We start from the raw sequence: 17,586 nt of genomic DNA on the forward strand, positions 1-17,586 counted from the left end.
ATCAGAGCGGCCCTTTCTGGTTCGGGTATAGAAGAGTTCAGTTTCAGCCAGCAGCGGCCACCTGCGGGCGGACCTTCGGGATCAGCACGAAGGCCAGCAAATACAGCGCGCCCACTACAATCAGCAGATTGTTGTAGCCGGTGAACAGCGAAGCATATTCCAGGCAGCCGCCCAGAATGGTGCCGAGCAGGTTCACCGCAAAGGCGGAACGTGTGTCACCGCTTTCACGGAAACGCTTGGAGAAGGCCACGTTGGCGATGAAGATCGGCACGAAGGCGATCAGTGTCGCTGCCACCAGACGCGGGCCGAAAGACATGGCCAGCAACCATTCTTCAGGGATGAAGAACGCGGCCACCAGTGATGCCAGCATCGCAGCATAGCACCAGCCAATCGGCGGGGTCTTGAACTTGCGGGTATATTCCACCGCGCACAGCACCACGATCAGCACGCCGCCAAACACCAGCGCATTCACGAACCACGTGGTGCCGAACAGCAGCGCAAAGGTCGCAATGTTCTTCGTTTCCAGCAGCATGAAGGCTGCGCCCATGAAGAACAGATCGGCATAGGGGCGCATTTCGCTCAGCGGACCACCCAGTGTGCGAACCGTGATCAGTGAGGCCAGCAAAATCAGTCCCAGCGTTACGATATAAAGCGGGGGGAAGTTGTCGCCTTTGAAGTAGATGAAAGGCGAATTGTCATTGGCAGGCGCCATGTCGGCTTCGCTGCTGACAGGCTGCCAAATGCCCTCGCAAACCTGATCGGCAGGCGTCAGTCCCACGGTGATCACAGCCTGCGCGCCATCGAAAGTGTCGACGCATGGCGTGTGGCCGAAGGCAGTTGCGGCAGTATTGGCCAAGCGGTCAATCAGCCAGTCTTCGCGGTAGTAATTGTACATGGCGAAAGAACCGCCTTCATTCAGCCGCGAACGCACGGAGCGCAGTGCCTCTTCGGTGAAAAGGAAACTTTCCAGACGAATCTGCGAAGCACCGTTCACCAGCGTCAGGCTGTCTGGCAAAGCGAACAGGATGAAGTCGTATTTCTTTTCCGTGCCTTGCAGGAAGGCGCGGCCGTCATTGATATGGCGGGTAACGCGCGGGTCCTGATAAGGCCGGTCGATATTGTTCTCGACGCCGATTTCCATGATGCGCGGATCAATATCCACGGCATCCACACTGCGGGCACCGTTCTGAAGCGCAACGGCAACGTCTGAGCCGGAGCCAGCGCCGATAATCAGCACATCGCCCAATTCGCCCGGAGCGCGGCGTTCATACGGCGTGAAATAGATGGAGTAACCCATGTCGCGGCGCAGGCTGTTTGGCGCCATCACCTGATGCGGCACGCCGTTGGCGCGGATTTTGAGCACGCCATCGATTGGCGGATCGCTCTCCAGCGTCTGGATCTTGTAATAGGGTGACCAGCTGATGTTTTCGTCCACGCTTTCGTTGAACAGGATGACGAGCAGCGGAACCGTCCAGGCGATCATCGCGATACGGCGCTTCTTGTCCGACAGGCCGATGTAAAGAACGGCGGCGAGCAGACCCCAGATGATGCTGGGAGCGTGCAGGAAACTGAGCGCAGAGAATGCAACGATACCGGCCAGCGAACCGATCAGGTCCCAGCGATAAGCCTTCAATGCTGGCAGTTTTGCGAAGCAGCGGCCAACCAGCTCTGCCGGGCCAGCAAGAATCACGGCGACAAGACAGAAAATCAGCGGAAGCGCGAGCCAGGCGGGCGGCCCGGCCAGTTCAAGCGCGGTGAAATAGATGATGTCCCCGCCTTCGCGCTGAATACTCATCGGGTAGCGGATAACGCCGATCGTCAGCAATGTGAGAAGCGGCAGCGACCACGGCCACACAGACCAGCTCTTGCGGCTGATCAGGAAGCCGGCGCCAATGCCTAGGAAACTCCCGAGCAGCACAAAATTGGAAAAATAGGACAGGTGGACCACGTTGGAACCAAGCCAGCGGATCAGCGCCAGCTCCACAAACAGCATCAGGCCAGCTGACAGGACAAGGCGGGTGGCAATGCCGGTCTCGCTCTCGCCCGTCTGCGTTTCGGATGCGCTGGTTTCGGAATTTCCGGCAAGCGCAGCCGGGTTGGTTTGTGCAATATCCACGAAAGAATCCCCTGAGAAACGTCAGGGTTGCACTACGGCGCTTATGGTTAAGAACATCCTAAGATCGCCCGCCGCCAGCAACTGGGTGCAGGCGGCGGAGCAACCGATATTTCCTTAGGCAGTGGCCGCGTCGACCATGCCCTCCAGCGCCTTGACGCAATCTTCCATAGTTTCGCGGCACATCCGCTCACACCGGCGGCAATGGGCGTTGTCGTGCTTCGCGCATTCTTCCGCACACACCTTGCACGCGATAATGCATGCTTCCAGCAACGATTTGATGACCACGGTGTTGCCGTGTGTGCGGCGCGCGGCGACCGTGCTGACGGCCTGACAGATGTCCGATGCGTCGGAGCATTTGCGGATGCATTCGGACATATCACCGGGTTCTGCATTGCAGGCATCGACACACGAATTGGCTATCGCGGCGCAATACATCGCGTGCTTGACGGTTTCGCCCAATTGTTCGTTGTAATCAGCCCCGACTTGCGGGTGGTCTTGGATCATTTCCTTGATCGACATGAATTTTCTCCTTCCGATATGGAGCGAACGGGGCGGGGGATTTGTTCCGAATTGCGCTTTGCGATTTTTCGCGTTCCAGCTATGTTCCGGACATGGAAACAACTGCAATTCTTCTCATTCTTGCCGCGCTTGTGCTGGGTGCGGTCGCTGGCTGGTTCTTCGGATCCCGTCCTGTCGCTGATTTGCGGGAGCGGCTTGCGGCGAGGGAAGGCGACGCGCGGGAGCTGGACGACAAATTTCGCAAGGCGATTGTCGAATTGGAAGGCGCAAGCGTGCGGGCGGAAAAGGCCGATGTTTTGGCGGAGCAGCTGGAAACCGTGCGGGTTGACCGGGAAGGGCTGCGCGCAGATCTCGCAACGCTGAAGGCCGATGCGGCCAATCACGACAAGCAGATCACCTTGATGAAAGAAGCGCGCGAGGAATTGCTCATCCAGTTCCGCGCTGCGGGCAGTGAAGTGCTGGGCAAGGCGCAGGAAAAATTCATCGCCGATGCTGCCGAACGTTTTGGAAATTCAGAGCGGGCAAACAAGGAAGCGGTCGCCAATCTGCTGAAACCCGTCAACGACCGTCTGCTCAAATATGAAGAGCAGGTTGGTTCCTTGGAGCGGCAGCGCACCGATGCCTTTGCCAAGCTGAACCAGCAGATCGAAACAATGCGGCTGGGGCAGGAAGAGGTGCGGCGCGAAGCGCAGCGGCTCGGTAATTCGCTCACCAATGCGCCCAAGGCGCGCGGGCGCTGGGGAGAGCGGGCGCTGCAAAACCTGCTCGAACAGTGCGGGCTGGCAGAGCATACCGATTTCCACCTTGAGCAATCGATGGACACCGATGAAGGCCGGATGCGGCCCGATGCGATTGTGAATGTGCCGGGTCAGAAGAAGCTGGTGATTGATTCCAAGGTGTCATTGAACGCCTATCAGGCCGCGTTCGAGGCCGATGACGATGACGAGCGGGCGCGGCACATGGCGCTGCATGCCAAGAGCATGCGTAACCACGTGCAGACGCTAGGTGCGAAAAGTTACCAGAGCCAATTTGAAGAAGCGCCCGATTACGTCGTGATGTTCGTGCCGGGAGAGCACTTCGTTGCCGCCGCATTGGAAGCGGACCCGACGCTGTGGGATTACGCCTTCGACAACCGCGTGCTGCTGGCCACACCGACCAACCTCGTCGCCATTGCCCGCACTGTGGCGCAGGTCTGGCGGCAGGATGCGCTGGCTTCCGAAGCACAGGAAATCGGGCGGATGGGGGCAGAGCTGTATTCGCGGCTGGAAACCGCAGCTTCGCACCTGAAACGGGTCGGCGGCGGTTTGGAAACGGCGGTAAACAATTACAACAAGTTCGTCGGCAGCTTTGAACGCAACGTCCTCTCCTCCGCGCGGCGGATGCAGGAAAAGGGCATCGAGATCGGCAAGAAGGAAATCGACGAGGTTCCGCTGGTCGAAAGCGCGCCGCGTTATACCAGCGCGGATGTGTCCGGTGATGAGAAAACTCTGCTGTCTTCGGGCGACTAGCTTTCCAGCGAGGCGAGCACTTCATACCCCAGCACGGCGGCGGCAACGGCGGCGTTCAGACTGTCCGCCCGCCCGCGCATCGGCATGGTCACGCGCAGATCGCAGGCGGCCTCATATTCCTCTGGCAGGCCGCGCGATTCGTTGCCGACCAGCACAAAACACGGCGCAGAGTAGGGCGCGCCGCGATAGGGTACTGCATCGCGCAGGCTTGCGGCGACAAGCTGTCCTTCTGCTTGACGAAGCCATGCGATAAATTCGTCCCACGGCGCGCGGGCGATAGCTTGCGTGAAAACGGCGCCCATGCTGGCGCGCACCGCCTCTACGCTGAACGGATCGGCGCAATCGTCGATCAGGATCAGCCCGCCAGCGCCCAGCGCATCCCCGGTGCGCAGCATGGTGCCCAGATTGCCCGGATCGCGCAGTGCCTGTGCCACCAGCCAGATCGGCGCGGCGGACCGGTTCAGCGCGCCAAGCGAGGTGTCAAATTCTGCGAAAACGCCGGTGACGCTTTGCGGGTTATCCTTGCCGGTGATTTTTGAAAGAATGTCTGGCGAGGTCTCGATCACTTCGCCGCCCGCAGCATCCACTGCGTCTTCCAGCGCATCAAGCAAGGGGTGCGGATCGCGCGCTTCGGCCATCACCAGCATTTCAGGTACGCGTCCGCTTTCCAGCGCGTCGGTCAACAAGCGCAGGCCTTCGGCGAGGAACTTGCCTTCGCGCTTGCGGTGTTTCTTATCGCGCAGGCTGCGCAGATATTTGACCGTGGGATTGGAATAGCCGGTTATTGTGCGGCGCATGGCGCAAATTGCCTAGTCTTCGCCGAAGCCGGTTTCGACCAGCATCGCCAGTTCAACCAGGCGCGCTGCGGCGGCTTCGCCTTCGACTGTCAGCGTGATGGTATCACCCTTTGCCGCGCCCAACATCATCAGGCCGAGGATCGAACCGCCCAGCGCAGAATTGCTGTCTTTGGTGACCGTAACCGTGGTGCCGTCCATGGCAGCGGCAGCGGCTACGAATTTGGCGCTGGCGCGGGCGTGCAGGCCGCGCTTGTTGACGATCAGGATTTGTTTGCTGTGCCCGTTCAAACGAAAGCTCCCCTCGGCCCGGAATTCATGCGTGCTGACCGAGAAACTCGGACGCCACGGTGATATATGTACGGCCAGCCTCGCGCGCGGCTTCTGCCGCCTTGGTCAGAGGCATGTCCTTGCGCGCGCCCGCCAACCGGATCAGCATGGGCAAGTTGATGCCAGCGATCACTTCGGTCTTGCCCGGCTGCAGCAAGGATATGGCCAGATTGGAAGGCGTGCCCCCGAACAGATCGGTCAGCATGATTGCGCCAGATCCGCTATCGACCCGCGCGATGGCATCGGCGATATCGGCCCGGCGTTGTTCCATATCGTCATGCGGACCGATGCAGATCGTTGCTACATCTTCCTGCGTGCCGACGACATGCTCCATCGCGGCAACGAATTCTTCGGCCAGGCGGCCGTGGGTAACCAGGATTATACCGATCATCAGGAATGCATGCTCTTGCGGCGCGACTGTTTTGGTTCATGCGCAGTAGGGGAAGTGCGATAGCCGGTCACGGGTGCTGTGTGCCTTCCACGAGTTCCGCTGCGCGCGATCCAAGATTGCGATGGAGGACCGTGGGCGAAAAGCCTGCGTCGCGCAAGACCTGCGCCATCTTCTCCGCCGTGTAGACAGAGCGGTGTCTCCCGCCGGTACAACCGAACGCAATGTTTACATAGGCCTTGCCTTGCTCTGCGTAGTGCGGAAGCAGTTCCAGCAGCAATGAACGAATCTTTTCGAAAGAGGACGCAAAAACCGCGTTTCGCTCGATAAATTCACCCACCGGCGCATCCAGCCCGGTCTGCTCACGCAGGCCTTCCTGCCAATGCGGATTGTCGAGGAAACGCATGTCGAAGACCAGATCGGCAGTGGGCGGCGTTCCGCGCGAAAAACCGAAGCTGGAAACGGTAACCGTCATCTGCTGCGGCGCGGATTGTGAAAATTGCTCACGGATCGTCTGTTTCAGATCGTTCACGGTAAAATCGGTCGTGTCGATCAGCACATCGGCCCAGCGCCGCAGCGGGGCCAGCAATTCGCGCTCTGCCGCTATTCCCGATGCGACAGGAAGATCCTGCGCCAGGAAATGCCGCCGGCGTGTTTCATTGAAGCGCCGCTCCAGCTCGTTGCCGGTGCAATCGAGGAACAGCGTGGTGATCGGAATATTTTCTTCCTCCACCCAGTGTTTGACCTGATCGATCACATCGGATGGCACAAACCCGCGGGTGCGGCAGTCAAATCCGATGGCCAGGGAGAATGCATCACTGTCCTGGCCCACCAGCCTATCCAGCAGGCGGATCGGAAAATTGTCGATGGATTCCCATCCCAGATCTTCAAGTTCCCGTAGCGCGGTGGATTTTCCCGCGCCGAGCATTCCTGTGACCAGCAGTATGCGCTGAGGCGTTACTTGAGGCTTCTCTCCCATAAAACGTGATGTGGGCGCAGATTGAACAAAAGTGAAGTCCCGACCTTAGGGCAGGCCGTGGATTTCCAACGCAGCTTCGGCCCGCATCGCCAGAACATAGGTGTCAGGATAAAGATCGACCTGCGGTATTTCCCGCCCGATCAACAAGGCTTGGCCGTGGCCTAACGGCAATCGATCAGCATCCGGTGCAAGATTGATCACGATCGAAACAGGCGCGCTGGTTGCGGGCACTTCAAGCAGGCCGACATTGCGGATTTCGATCAACCCTTCGGTGTTCGGCGGGGGCGAGGCAAGGATGCGTGTGCCGTCCCATTCCAGGGATACGCCGTCATCGCCCACCAGTACGCCGCCCCGATCAAGCAAGGCAAGCGCCAAGCTGGACTTCCCGCTGCCGGGTTCTCCGCAAATCAGGACTCCCCGTCCGCGCATGGATACGCAGCTGACATTTGCCATAACGTCGGTCATTTTTGTCCCTTCAAACGCCTGGTGTCCGCGCGGCAGGCAATTCCAGTGTCAGGCATGCACCGCCCAATTCGGCCGGCGCATCCTCCACCCGCAGCGTACCATCGTGCGCTTCTGCAATTGTGCGCCCGATGGCAAGGCCAAGACCGCTGTGATTGCCGAAACTTTCCTCATCCGGCCGATGCGAGTGGAAGCGGCGGAATACCTTCTCGCGTGCGTCTTCGGGGATGCCCGGGCCTTCATCGCAAACGCTGGCTGCCACGCGGCCATCGGCCTGGGTGATGCTTACCAGTATCCGGCCCCCCTCAGGCGAGAAGGAGATGGCATTGTCGAGCAGGTTTTCAGCGACACGTTCCAGCCGGATCGGCACGCCCATGACACGCGCCGGTGTTTGCTGGCGTTGTACTTCGATCTGGCAGCCGCGCGTTTCGCCGCGATCCTGCTTGCGCGCGACAACATTGGCGAACAGCAGGCACAGGTCGACAGGTTCGAACTTGGCACGGCTAAGTTCTGCATCGATGCGGCTGGCTTCGGAAATCTCCGAAACAAGCCGGTCGATCCGCTGCACATCATGGGCTGCGACATCGACCAATTGCGCCAGCAGATCAGGATCTGTCACCTTCGGCATCGATTCCGTCGCGCTGCGCAGCGATGCGAGCGGGTTCTTGATTTCATGCGCGACATCGGCAGCGAAGCTTTCCACCGCATCAATCCGGTGGCGCAGGGTGGCCGTCATGTCCGATACTGCACGGGCGAGCATCCCGATTTCATCGCCCCGTTCCTGCATTCGCGGGACTTCGATGTCGCGCTCCCGGCCGAGCCGTACACGCTGCGTTGCCCGGACGAGCCGCCGCAAAGGATCGATGATCGTGGACGCCAGATAGAGCGACAGCACTGTCGACACCAACAATGTCAGCAGAATAATCGTCATCAGACTGCTACGCGCGCTGCGCACAGCCTGCGTGATATCCACTGCGTTGCGCGTGGTCAGCAGGCTTGCACCATTACTGCCGACGGGCGCGGCGGCATTGATTACAGGCGTACCATCGGGCGCGCGGCGCAATTCGATCTGGCTGAGACCCTGTTGGCGCACGCGGGCAAGCTCCGGCCAGGCATCGGCATCGGTGCTTTCCGGTTCGATATAGGCCGGGGCCACTGGCGCGCCGACCACGACGTTCACGGCATCATCTGTCCACCGGGCAACATCTTCCAGCAGCGGCTCTGCCACCGGATCGTCAAATGCAAAACTGGGATCATCCAGCAAAAAGCTGTCCGCGATCAGCTTGCCGTCGCCATCATACATGCGCAGCCGCATGCTCTGTTCTCGGCCGATCTGGCTGAGCAGGGCTTCTTGCCGCGCGACGTTGGCACCGGCCAGCGCCTCGGCTGTGATCTGCGCTTCGATACGGGCCAATTTGAAGCGTTCGTCCAGCAATTGCCGGCGGTAGGAATCGAGGAAAAACAAGCTGCCCGCCAGCACCAGCAACGGGATGAGATTGACAGCAAGTATCCGCTTGGTGAGCGATGTCCCAATGGGAAAGGCGAGCCGTTCAAGGCGGCTGGCTTCCTCTGTCTCTTCAGCCATCTGAGAAGCTGTATCCCGCCCCGTAAAGCGTTTCGATCGCACCAAAACCCGGGTCGACGGCGCGGAATTTGCGGCGCAAGCGCTTGATATGCGAATCTACTGTGCGGTCATCGACGAAGATGTCGTCAGGATAGGCTGCGTCCATCAGCTGATTGCGGCTTTTGATAACGCCGGGGCGCTGGGCAAGGGCTTCCAATATTAGGAATTCGGTGACCGTCAGGCTGACATTGTCACCGTCCCAAGTCACCTGATGACGTGCAGGATCCATCGATAAGCGGCCGCGAACAATCAGACCGTTCGCGGCGGTTGGTGCGCCGGGGGCGGGGTCGTGGCCTTCCTCTACCGGAGCGGCGCGGCGCAAGATTGCACGGATACGGGCGAGCAGCAGTCGCTGGCTGAATGGTTTGGCGATATAATCGTCTGCGCCCATCGCAAGGCCGGCTTCCTCGTCTTCTTCCTGGTCCTTGCTGGTCAGGAAGATCACCGGAAGATCTGAATCAGCGCGAAGCCGCTGCAACAGTTCCATCCCGTCCATACGCGGCATCTTGATGTCGAACACGGCAAGATCGGGCGGATTGGATTGCAGCGCGGCCAGCGCGGCCTCTCCATCGGAATAGACCCGGGTGGCATAACCTTCGGCCTGCAGCGCGATAGACAAGGTGGTCAGAATGTTGCGATCATCATCGACCAGCGCGATGACGCGTTGGCTGTCATTCGCAGCAGAATCGTCTTCCGCGCCGCGGTTCTGCGCGGTTTCGGGCAGATCATGTGTCTGCTTTTCACTGGTATGTTGATCGTTTGCCTGAGTCATTGCCTGCCTTGCCTGCAGCGGGACTAACTTTTCGCGGCCCTTTGCACAACTTTGCTGCACGTTGCCCCGGAGGAAAACCATTTTATCGGATTGTGAACGGTAACATCGGGAAAAGCGTAAGAATCCACCATTTGGCAAATTGACGCAGCATTTTCGCGCCCCTATGCGCAGCTCAACTTTCTCGCGCATACGAATGCACCAGCAATGCATGTGCATCATACCATTTGCGCTTTTTTAGGAGCATCATCTTGTCCGCTTCGCTTTCTGTCCCGCTTTCCGCCCAGGGTTTCGCAACATCTGCAACCATCCACGCGAACCTTAACCGGCCAGAACTGGTTGAAAGAGCCGTTGCCAATGGAGAGGGCCTGCTGGCGCAAGGCGGACCTCTGGTTGTAGAAACCGGCAAACACACCGGGCGCAGCGCGAAAGACAAGTTTATCGTCCGCGATGCCGAGACGGAAAATACCGTGTGGTGGGACAACAATGCCTCAATGACGCCGGAACATTTCGCCGCGCTCAAGACAGATTTCCTCGCCGCACTGGGTAAAAAAGATACGCTATACGTCGCGGATCTGTTCGGCGGCTCCCAGCCTGAACACCGGGTAAAAGTGCGGGTGGTAAACGAATTGGCATGGCACAATCTGTTTATCCGCACTTTGCTGTGCCGCCCAACTGTCGAAGAGCTGGACGGCTTCGATCCTGAATACACAATCATCGATTTGCCCAGTTTTCGGGCAGATCCGGCGCGCCACGGGACCCGCAGCGAAACTGTGGTCGCGGTAAATCTTTCTGAAAAGCTGATTCTGATTGGCGGCACGCGGTATGCCGGCGAAATGAAGAAGAGCGTGTTCGGTGTGCTGAATTACCTGCTGCCGACCAAGGGCGTGATGCCGATGCATTGCAGCGCGAATACTGGCGCGGATGGCAAGACAGCCGTATTTTTCGGCCTGTCGGGAACCGGCAAGACTACGCTTTCCGCCGATGCCAGCCGCACTCTGATTGGCGATGACGAACATGGCTGGTCCGACCAGTCCGTCTTCAATTTCGAAGGTGGTTGCTATGCCAAGATGATCCGTCTTTCCGAAGAGGCAGAGCCGGAGATTTATGCCACAACCCGCATGTTCGGCACGGTGCTGGAAAACGTCGTGATGGACCCGCAAACCCGCGAACTGGACTTCGACGATAACAGCCTCGCGGAAAATTCGCGCGGGGCGTATCCGATTGAATATATTCCCAATACGTCTGCAGAAAACCTTGGCCCCGTGCCATCGAATGTGATCATGCTGACCGCCGATGCGTTTGGCGTTCTGCCTCCGATTGCGCGGCTGACACCCGATCAGGCCATGTATCACTTTCTGTCCGGCTACACTGCCAAGGTTGCCGGAACCGAAATCGGTGTGACTGAGCCAGAGGCGACCTTCAGCACCTGTTTCGGTGCGCCCTTCATGCCGCGCCACCCGTCAGTTTACGGCAATCTGCTGAAAGAGCGGATTGCCAGGGGCGGGGTGCAGTGCTGGCTGATCAACACCGGCTGGACCGGCGGCAAATACGGCACCGGCAACCGTATGCCGATCAAGGCCACCCGGGCACTGCTCAATGCCGCGCTTGATGGCAAGATGGACACGGTGGAATACCGTAAGGACGCGAACTTCGGCTTTGAAGTCCCTGTCAGCGTGCCAGCTCTGGCAGAGGCCGGGATCGACCAGACAATCCTCGATCCGCGCAGCACATGGGCGGACAAGGACGCGTACGACCGCACGGCAGAAAAGCTGGTGCAGTTGTTTGTGGACAATTTCCAGCCCTTCGCCGCCCATGTCGATGAAGGCGTAAGGAAGGCTGCGCCCCAGCTCGCATAACAGCCCGCCTGACACTTTTTTACAATTGGAGGGGATGGCCCCGCACGGAACAGACGATAGTCTGGGCCGGAGCGGGGCCACGCACTTCACCACGCACTTCACCACGCACTTCACCACGCACTTCACAGGGCACGAATCATGGTCTCGTTCGTTTCAAAATCATAACCAACAGGAGAACGACCCATGAGCATTTTCGATCAAATCAGCAGCGCGGTGCACAATCACCCTACGGTGAAAAACATGGCGGACAAGCTTGGTATCGATCAGGAAACCGCAGAAAAGGCGATCGCTTCACTGACAGAAGGCCATCAGGCCGATGGTGACACATTGCAAGTCGCAGCCGACAAGAGCGGCATCGACAAGGGCGTGCTGTCAAAGGTGATGGAGCAAGTTGGCGGCGAAGGCTCGCTCACCGGTTTCATGCAGATGCTGGACAAGGATCACGACGGAAATCCTTTGAACGATATCGCTGGCATGGCCAGCGGCCTGTTCGGGAAAAAGTAGATGAGCCTTGCACAGATATTGCAGCAAACGGGCGTCATCGAAAGCATGGCGCGCGAACTTGATATTGACGAGCAGACGGCCCGCACCGGTGCCGGCGCATTGCTGCCAGCCATCGTGGCCGGAATGGGACGCAGCTCCACCGCAGGCGGCGGTTCGGACCCGCTGGGCGGACTGGGCGGCCTTGCCGGTGCCCTGCTTGGCGGCGGCGCTGGAGGAGGCCTGCTTGATGCGGTGCTCGGCAAGCAGCCGACCCCGGTCCAGCAAGGCAACGATATCCTTGGCAACATCTTCGGTAACAAGGATGTCAGCCGTTCGGTCGCGGGCGAAGTCGCGGCGGTTACCGGCCTGGACGAATCGCTGCTGAAGCGGATGCTGCCGATCCTCGCCATGGCTGTGGTTGGATACATGACCCGTCAGGCAACCCAGGGAAGTGCAGGGCAAGCCAGTGCAGCCTCCGGCACTGCCGGAGGCGGTGCCTTGGGCGGTATTCTTGGTTCGATTATCGGCAGCATGGCTAAAAGGTAATTGGTCCACGCGGTAATTGCAGGCCGGTTACGCCAACCGGCTAAAGCGTTAGCGCCGCATGGACACTGCCGAAAAGACCGAGCCCGATAAGCATGGCAGCGCCTCCGCGAGAGCCGAGGCGCTGCCAGCGCACGTCAGGGCGCGGCACCAGCATCAGCAGCATTACGCCCATCGCGGCAATCACGAGAAATGTCATCATTGGTGGACTCCTCCTCGCGTCCAGCAGCGAGGGTCGGCCAGCAATGGTTAAATTCGCCGTACCAAAGATGGCTAACGCCAGCTTTGCAGGTCAGCTGCCTAAATAGCGCGTGATATTCCCGGCGAGCACATCGAGCGGAGCATTCCCGCCCTCGACCACCGCAAGATTGAAGTCGCGCAGATCGTAAGCGCTGCCCAAGGCTTGCATAGCGCGCTCTCGCTGGCGCAGGATTTCAAGCTTGCCGACCATGTAACCGCAGGCCTGGCCGGGCCAGCTGCAATAGCGGTCGATCTCATTGGTCGTTTCTGCAACGCCGACACCGCTATTGCTGTGGAAGAAGTCGATGGCTTGCTGCCGGCCCCATCCTTGCGCGTGCAGGCCGGTATCCACCACCAGGCGAATGGCGCGGTATGCCATCGCCTGCAGGTAGCCGAGCCGCCATGCGGGATTGTCGTCATAAGCGCCCATTTCGTCTCCCAATTGCTCGGCATAAAGCGCCCAGCCTTCACTGAAGGCATTGAAAGCAAGAATAGCGCGGATCAGCGGCAGCTGGTTGGAATATTCGCCTTCCCATACATGGCCGGGAATCGCTTCGTGATGAGTGAGTGTCGGCAAATCATATTTCCGGTGCAAATCGGTATCGCGCAGATTGATCCAGAACGTACCGGGGCGTGATCCATCTACTGCCGGGGCACCGCCATAGGCAGTAGGCGCACCCAGTTCTTCGTTCTGGGGTATGCGGCGTACTGCGACCTCCGGATTAATCACGCGCCTGAATGCGCGCGGCATTTCGCCTCGGATCCAGTCAATCCGCTCTTCCAGAAAGCGCATGATTTCCGCGCGTCCCGCGTCACCTTCGGCAAATTTGAAGCGGTCATCCTGTGAAAGCTGGATCATCCTCTGGCCGGGATTGCCTTCGGTATAACCAAGGCTGCGCAATATCGGGTCCATCTGGCCGTGGATATCGGCCAGCGTATCGATGCCAAGTTGATGGATTTCGGTGGGTGACATGGTGGTTGTCGTGCTGGATTTGAGGCTCCAGCGGTACCATTCGTCACCTTCCGGCTGCGCGCTCATGCCGGGTGCGCTACCGGCGATGCCGCGCTGTACACGCAATTCCGCGAATTGGCGCTCGAGCGCAGGGGCGATCTGGCCGGTCACGATGGAATTCGCGCGCGACTGCCAGTTACCGGCAATGCCTTCCTCGTTCGTGCGCCTGACGACCGATTCCACAAGTGCGCCGCCTTCCATGGAATCGCGCAACTGGCGCTCCATCTGGTCAAGCGCTCGGTCGAGCAGGAAATCGGGCGGGATAACGCCCATATTGCGCGCCGATTGCATCCGCTCCAGCTCTCCGGCAAGTACACCGGGGACCTCTTCCAGACGCGCAATATAGGCTTCGGCATCGGCCTCGTCGCGCACCGGATGATCGGAATCGAGGAAGCGCGGCAAATCTACATAAGCGCCAACATTCTGGATGACCGGATAAGGCGCAGTGCGCCAGCTGCCGACAGGAATATCGCCATAGGGCAAGGCAAGGCCTTCAACCGCCGTCGCATAGGCGCTTTCGACAACTTCGAAACTTGTCCGCATCGCCGGATCAAGGCCGATTTTCGGGAACTGCCGTGCGCGTTCAAGATCGGCGGAAAGTGTTGCGGCCTTGGCGTTCTGCCCGGCCTGCGTCGCATCGCCCAGCTGGCTTCGCAAATACGCATGTTCGCCCGTGTCCACGCCAAGACTGCTGGCGCGGGTCGGCTCATGGCGGAGCAGGTTCCATGCAATATCGTCCAGCAGCGCTTGCCCGGCAGATTGCCCGGCATTCGCGATCCCGGATACAGGAATAGTTGCGCATCCCGGCAGCACAGTGAGAGCGGTAGTGGTCCCAAGCGCGCCGATGAAAGTGCGGCGGGACAGCGGAGCGTTGATCAGTTTTTGCATGGCAGCGGTGGTCGCCCAAGACGCCGCCCTCGTCAAGCGGGCAGGCTCTGGCGCAGGTCGCCGCAGGCCGCTATTGGCTGCACTATGTTCGACTTTATCGTTTCTATCGTGATCCTTGCTGCATTCGCTCTGCTGGCGGGCGCCTTCTTCCTTTACCGGCGCGGCAACACAAAACAGGCGGTGCTGATGGCGGTGCTGGCCGCAGTCATGATCGTCAATGTCGCGATCTGGCTAATCCCCACAGCTGACGGCGGATCCTTGTCGGATGTCGCCGCCAGCGGGGAAAACTAGCCTATTAGGTAGTGCGCTCCTATTCCGGAATTCTCCAGGTGACGCTGCCGCTATAGGTGCCCACAACCCGCGCACCGCGGTTGTCAGTCGCCGCATTGAACCGTGCGCGGCGCTCGATCAGGCGGCAGGTTGTGCGATCAAGGCTGGCATGGCCCGTGCCGGACGTGATTTCACAGGCATCCACACGGCCATCACTGCCAACGACAAGCCGGTAGCTAGCGGTACCCTCACGCCCGCGCGTCAGATCGCTGCGCGAATAATCATTGTTCGTGATCCAGCCGGTCGGGCCGTTATTCGGCGTCGCGCTGACCGGCGCGATTATTGGCTCAGGACTGGGCGTTGGAACCGGCCCGGGGTTGGTGCCGGGCATCGGGATTGGCGAAGGCGTAGGAACGCGCACCACAAACGGTTCGCTGTCGGTTACCGGTGCCACGGTGATATCGGTGGGGGTGGTGAAGACGAATGGACTGTCCGGCACCTGCGGTGTGCTTGTTGGCGGAACGGGTGTTTCCGGCACGGGTTCAATCGGATCGACAGGCGGTGGCACATCATAAATCACTTCGGTTCCGATAATGTCGGGTTCCGGTTCGACAATGATGGATTTCACCGCGAGGCCGGCAACCAGTCCGAACCCCAGAAGGGCATGGATCCCTATAACTGTAACAGCCGCTTTGCCGCGGATAGCGGGGTCTGATCCTGCATCTGTATAGGCCATGGTAAGTTCCTCTCATTAGTAATGTTATACTGTAACATACACATAAAGGATCGTTGTTGGCAAGCGCGCACGAAAAACCGGCCCGCTGCAAGGGCAGGGGCCGGCTTTTGAATTCAGGCATTTGAGGCCGAAAACCCCGCCGCAGCGCAGGTTTCAGCGCATCAGGTAATCGGGCAGCTCGGGTCGAGTCGGAAGTCGAGATAATTGTCGACTGACTTCATCAATTCCTCCTGCTCGTTCTCGAAGAAGTGATTGGCCCGCGGAATTTCATCGTGATGGATGGTGATGTGCTTCTGCGTGCGCAGCTTTTCCACCAGCTTCACGACAGAGTTCGGCTGAACCACGGTATCTGCCGCGCCCTGCACAAAAATGCCGGAGGCGGGGCAGGGGGCGAGGAAGCTGAAATCATACATGTTTGCAGGCGGTGCAACCGAGATGAAGCCGCGAATTTCCGGGCGGCGCATCAGCAATTGCATGCCGATCAGCGCGCCAAAGCTGACGCCTGCAACCCAGGTTACCTGCGCTTCAGGGTGGATTTGCTGCACCCAATCGAGCGCGCTCGCCGCATCGGAAAGCTCACCGATACCGTTGTCGAAGCTGCCCTGGCTGCGCCCGACACCGCGAAAGTTGAACCGCAATGTGGCAAAACCGCGATTGACGAAAGTCTTGTACAGCGACTGGACGATCCGGTCGTTCATGGTGCCGCCGCCCTGCGAATGCGGGTGCAGGATCATGGCAACGGGAGCGCGCGGACGCGGACCGGGGGAGAAGCGACCTTCGAGACGGCCTTCGGGGCCGGGAAAAATGACGTGCGGCATGGGCGTGTTTGGCCTTGGCTGATGTGGTTGTCCCCGCGCACCACTGGCGCGGGCGAAGTTGGCGGCTATATAGGCATTATGCTGCGTTTCGCAATCAATCTGACATGACCCGTGTTTATCTGGACCACGCCGCGACCACGCCGCTGCGCCCGCAGGCGCGTGCCGCGATGGAGGAAGGCTTTGCGATCTGGGCCAATCCCAGCTCTCCCCATGCAGAAGGGCGCAAGGCCAAAGCCGCGCTGGAAGATGCGCGGGAGCGCTGCAAGAACGCGCTCGGCTGGGAGGGAGAGCTGATCTTCACCAGCGGCGCGAGCGAGGCGGCGGCGCTTGCTCTTGTCCACGCAAACGCAGGGGCACGGTTGGTAAGTCTGGTGGAGCATGACTGTATTCTTGGCACGGTGCCCGATGCGGAAAATTTGCCAATGGGCCGCAATGGCGCGCCTGATCTGGAAATTCTGGCGGAAGCTGTGGACCGGGAGCGCCCGCTTGTCGCCGTGCAGCACGTGAATTCGGAGACCGGCACCATTCAGGATTATGCGCAAATTGCGCCGATAGTCGCCGGAGCAAGCGGACTGTCACTGGCCGACTGCGCGCAAAGTGCTGGCAAGCTTGCAATCCCGTTGCTGGCCGACATGGCCATCCTGTCCGCGCACAAATTCGGCGGTCCTATCGGAGTTGGCGCCCTGCTGGTGAAGGATTTCGCGATGCTGAAGCCATCCGGCGGGCATGAGCGCGGCTATCGGCGCGGGACCGAAAATTTGCCCGATGTGATGGGCATGGCCGCTGCGCTGGAGAACAGTGATTGGGCGACCTTGCCGGACGAACGCGCCGCTTTTCTAGGCAAGTTTGATGGCATGCGTCAGGTCATTGGCGAGCAGGTCGATTATATCCTGCCGCTCATGCATCCTACGATGAGCGCGCAGGCGCTGCTCATCAGGCTGGATGCGATGGGCTTTGCGGTATCGGCGGGCAGCGCGTGTTCCTCCGGCTCCATGAAGCCAAGCCGCGTGTTGCAGGCATTCGGGCTGGACGCAGATACGGCGCGCCGCACAATTCGCGTGTCGCTGGGGTGGAACACTACTTCAGAGGAATTGGATGCGTTTGCAGCGGCGTGGTCCTCTTTGGGCTGACCCGTTCGTTCTTTCCTACACTGCTGCGCAAACCCACACGTCACAAATGTCCACCAGCGCTCCCCCCAAAAATCTCTCAGACACAGTGTCACCCTTGCTCGCACCAGGAAAACTGACA

At 59.7% G+C, this 17,586-nt stretch carries 19 protein-coding genes; 6 read left to right on the plus strand and 13 right to left on the minus strand.

Annotated elements, in window-relative coordinates; translation table 11 throughout:
* Positions 1-43: 43 nt before the first annotated feature.
* Together AB731_RS10665 and AB731_RS10670 are read right to left on the minus strand one after the other, a co-directional pair.
* Positions 44-2,116, minus strand: a complete 2,073-nt coding sequence (locus AB731_RS10665; RefSeq protein ID WP_231638925.1) for a spermine/spermidine synthase domain-containing protein — start codon at positions 2,114-2,116, stop codon at positions 44-46.
* Between the two features lie 114 nt (positions 2,117-2,230).
* Positions 2,231-2,635 carry a ferredoxin gene (locus AB731_RS10670; RefSeq protein WP_047094149.1) on the minus strand — a complete coding sequence of 135 codons (405 nt, stop codon included), beginning with the start codon at positions 2,633-2,635 and terminating at the stop codon, positions 2,231-2,233.
* 92 nt (positions 2,636-2,727) lie between these two features.
* Between AB731_RS10670 and AB731_RS10675 the strand changes: the two genes are divergently transcribed.
* Positions 2,728-4,143 carry a DNA recombination protein RmuC gene (locus AB731_RS10675; protein WP_047094283.1) on the plus strand — a complete coding sequence of 472 codons (1,416 nt, stop codon included), beginning with the start codon at positions 2,728-2,730 and terminating at the stop codon, positions 4,141-4,143.
* Here the strand turns inward: AB731_RS10675 and AB731_RS10680 are convergent.
* The 7 genes from AB731_RS10680 to AB731_RS10710 all read right to left on the minus strand — a co-directional run bounded on the left by AB731_RS10680 (position 4,140) and on the right by AB731_RS10710 (position 9,492).
* Positions 4,140-4,940, minus strand: coding sequence for a TrmH family RNA methyltransferase (locus tag AB731_RS10680; RefSeq protein WP_047094148.1), 801 nt, complete (start codon positions 4,938-4,940; stop codon positions 4,140-4,142). The two genes, AB731_RS10675 and AB731_RS10680, sit on opposite strands and share 4 nt — an antisense overlap.
* Before the next feature lie 12 nt (positions 4,941-4,952).
* Positions 4,953-5,228 (minus strand): HPr family phosphocarrier protein, encoded by a 276-nt coding sequence (locus tag AB731_RS10685; RefSeq protein WP_047094147.1) that lies wholly within the window; start codon positions 5,226-5,228, stop codon positions 4,953-4,955.
* 25 nt (positions 5,229-5,253) lie between these two features.
* Complete coding sequence (locus AB731_RS10690; protein ID WP_047094146.1) at positions 5,254-5,658, minus strand: PTS sugar transporter subunit IIA; 405 nt, start codon at positions 5,656-5,658, stop codon at positions 5,254-5,256.
* Between the two features lie 67 nt (positions 5,659-5,725).
* Positions 5,726-6,634 (minus strand): RNase adapter RapZ, encoded by a 909-nt coding sequence (gene rapZ, locus AB731_RS10695; RefSeq protein ID WP_047094145.1) that lies wholly within the window; start codon positions 6,632-6,634, stop codon positions 5,726-5,728.
* Between the two features lie 45 nt (positions 6,635-6,679).
* The gene (locus tag AB731_RS10700) at positions 6,680-7,099 is read right to left on the minus strand and encodes an HPr kinase/phosphorylase (protein WP_047094144.1); all 420 of its coding nucleotides are present in this window, start codon (positions 7,097-7,099) and stop codon (positions 6,680-6,682) included.
* Positions 7,100-7,109: 10 nt separating this feature from the next.
* Entirely contained in the window at positions 7,110-8,681 is a 1,572-nt protein-coding gene (locus tag AB731_RS10705; protein WP_047094143.1) for a stimulus-sensing domain-containing protein, read from the minus strand.
* Entirely contained in the window at positions 8,674-9,492 is an 819-nt protein-coding gene (locus AB731_RS10710; RefSeq protein WP_082126482.1) for a response regulator transcription factor, read from the minus strand. The genes AB731_RS10705 and AB731_RS10710 overlap by 8 nt, the downstream gene beginning before the upstream one ends.
* Positions 9,493-9,740: 248 nt before the next feature.
* Here AB731_RS10710 and AB731_RS10715 point away from each other — a divergent pair, with 248 nt between their 5' ends.
* The 3 genes from AB731_RS10715 to AB731_RS10725 all read left to right on the plus strand — a co-directional run bounded on the left by AB731_RS10715 (position 9,741) and on the right by AB731_RS10725 (position 12,377).
* Complete coding sequence (locus AB731_RS10715) at positions 9,741-11,348, plus strand: phosphoenolpyruvate carboxykinase (protein WP_047094142.1); 1,608 nt, start codon at positions 9,741-9,743, stop codon at positions 11,346-11,348.
* 183 nt (positions 11,349-11,531) lie between these two features.
* Positions 11,532-11,852: a hypothetical protein gene (locus tag AB731_RS10720; RefSeq protein WP_047094141.1), complete on the plus strand. Its 321-nt coding sequence runs from the start codon at positions 11,532-11,534 to the stop codon at positions 11,850-11,852.
* Positions 11,853-12,377, plus strand: a complete 525-nt coding sequence (locus AB731_RS10725; protein WP_047094140.1) for a DUF937 domain-containing protein — start codon at positions 11,853-11,855, stop codon at positions 12,375-12,377.
* Between the two features lie 40 nt (positions 12,378-12,417).
* Here the strand turns inward: AB731_RS10725 and AB731_RS14000 are convergent, their stop codons facing one another.
* Together AB731_RS14000 and AB731_RS10730 are read right to left on the minus strand one after the other, a co-directional pair.
* Positions 12,418-12,576, minus strand: coding sequence for a hypothetical protein (locus AB731_RS14000; RefSeq protein WP_156167444.1), 159 nt, complete (start codon positions 12,574-12,576; stop codon positions 12,418-12,420).
* A 90-nt stretch (positions 12,577-12,666) separates the two neighbouring features.
* A complete protein-coding gene (locus AB731_RS10730) occupies positions 12,667-14,514 on the minus strand; it encodes a DUF885 domain-containing protein (RefSeq protein WP_047094139.1) in 1,848 nt (615 codons plus the stop codon).
* An 84-nt stretch (positions 14,515-14,598) separates the two neighbouring features.
* On the opposite strand from AB731_RS10730, the gene AB731_RS10735 reads away from it, so the two are divergent.
* The gene (locus tag AB731_RS10735; RefSeq protein ID WP_047094138.1) at positions 14,599-14,805 is read left to right on the plus strand and encodes a hypothetical protein; all 207 of its coding nucleotides are present in this window, start codon (positions 14,599-14,601) and stop codon (positions 14,803-14,805) included.
* A gap of 19 nt (positions 14,806-14,824) precedes the next feature.
* Here AB731_RS10735 and AB731_RS10740 read toward each other — a convergent pair whose 3' ends face one another.
* Both AB731_RS10740 and AB731_RS10745 read right to left on the minus strand, forming a co-directional pair.
* Positions 14,825-15,520 carry a TonB family protein gene (locus tag AB731_RS10740; RefSeq protein ID WP_047094137.1) on the minus strand — a complete coding sequence of 232 codons (696 nt, stop codon included), beginning with the start codon at positions 15,518-15,520 and terminating at the stop codon, positions 14,825-14,827.
* 161 nt (positions 15,521-15,681) lie between these two features.
* On the minus strand, positions 15,682-16,338 hold the full coding sequence (locus AB731_RS10745; protein ID WP_047094136.1) for an alpha/beta hydrolase: 657 nt from the start codon (positions 16,336-16,338) through the stop codon (positions 15,682-15,684).
* Between the two features lie 104 nt (positions 16,339-16,442).
* Between AB731_RS10745 and AB731_RS10750 the strand changes: the two genes are divergently transcribed.
* Entirely contained in the window at positions 16,443-17,468 is a 1,026-nt protein-coding gene (locus tag AB731_RS10750; RefSeq protein WP_082126463.1) for a cysteine desulfurase family protein, read from the plus strand.
* Positions 17,469-17,586: the final 118 nt, after the last annotated feature.

It is taken from the genome of Aurantiacibacter marinus (assembly GCF_001021555.1).
GTDB classification, from domain to species: domain Bacteria; phylum Pseudomonadota; class Alphaproteobacteria; order Sphingomonadales; family Sphingomonadaceae; genus Alteraurantiacibacter; species Alteraurantiacibacter marinus.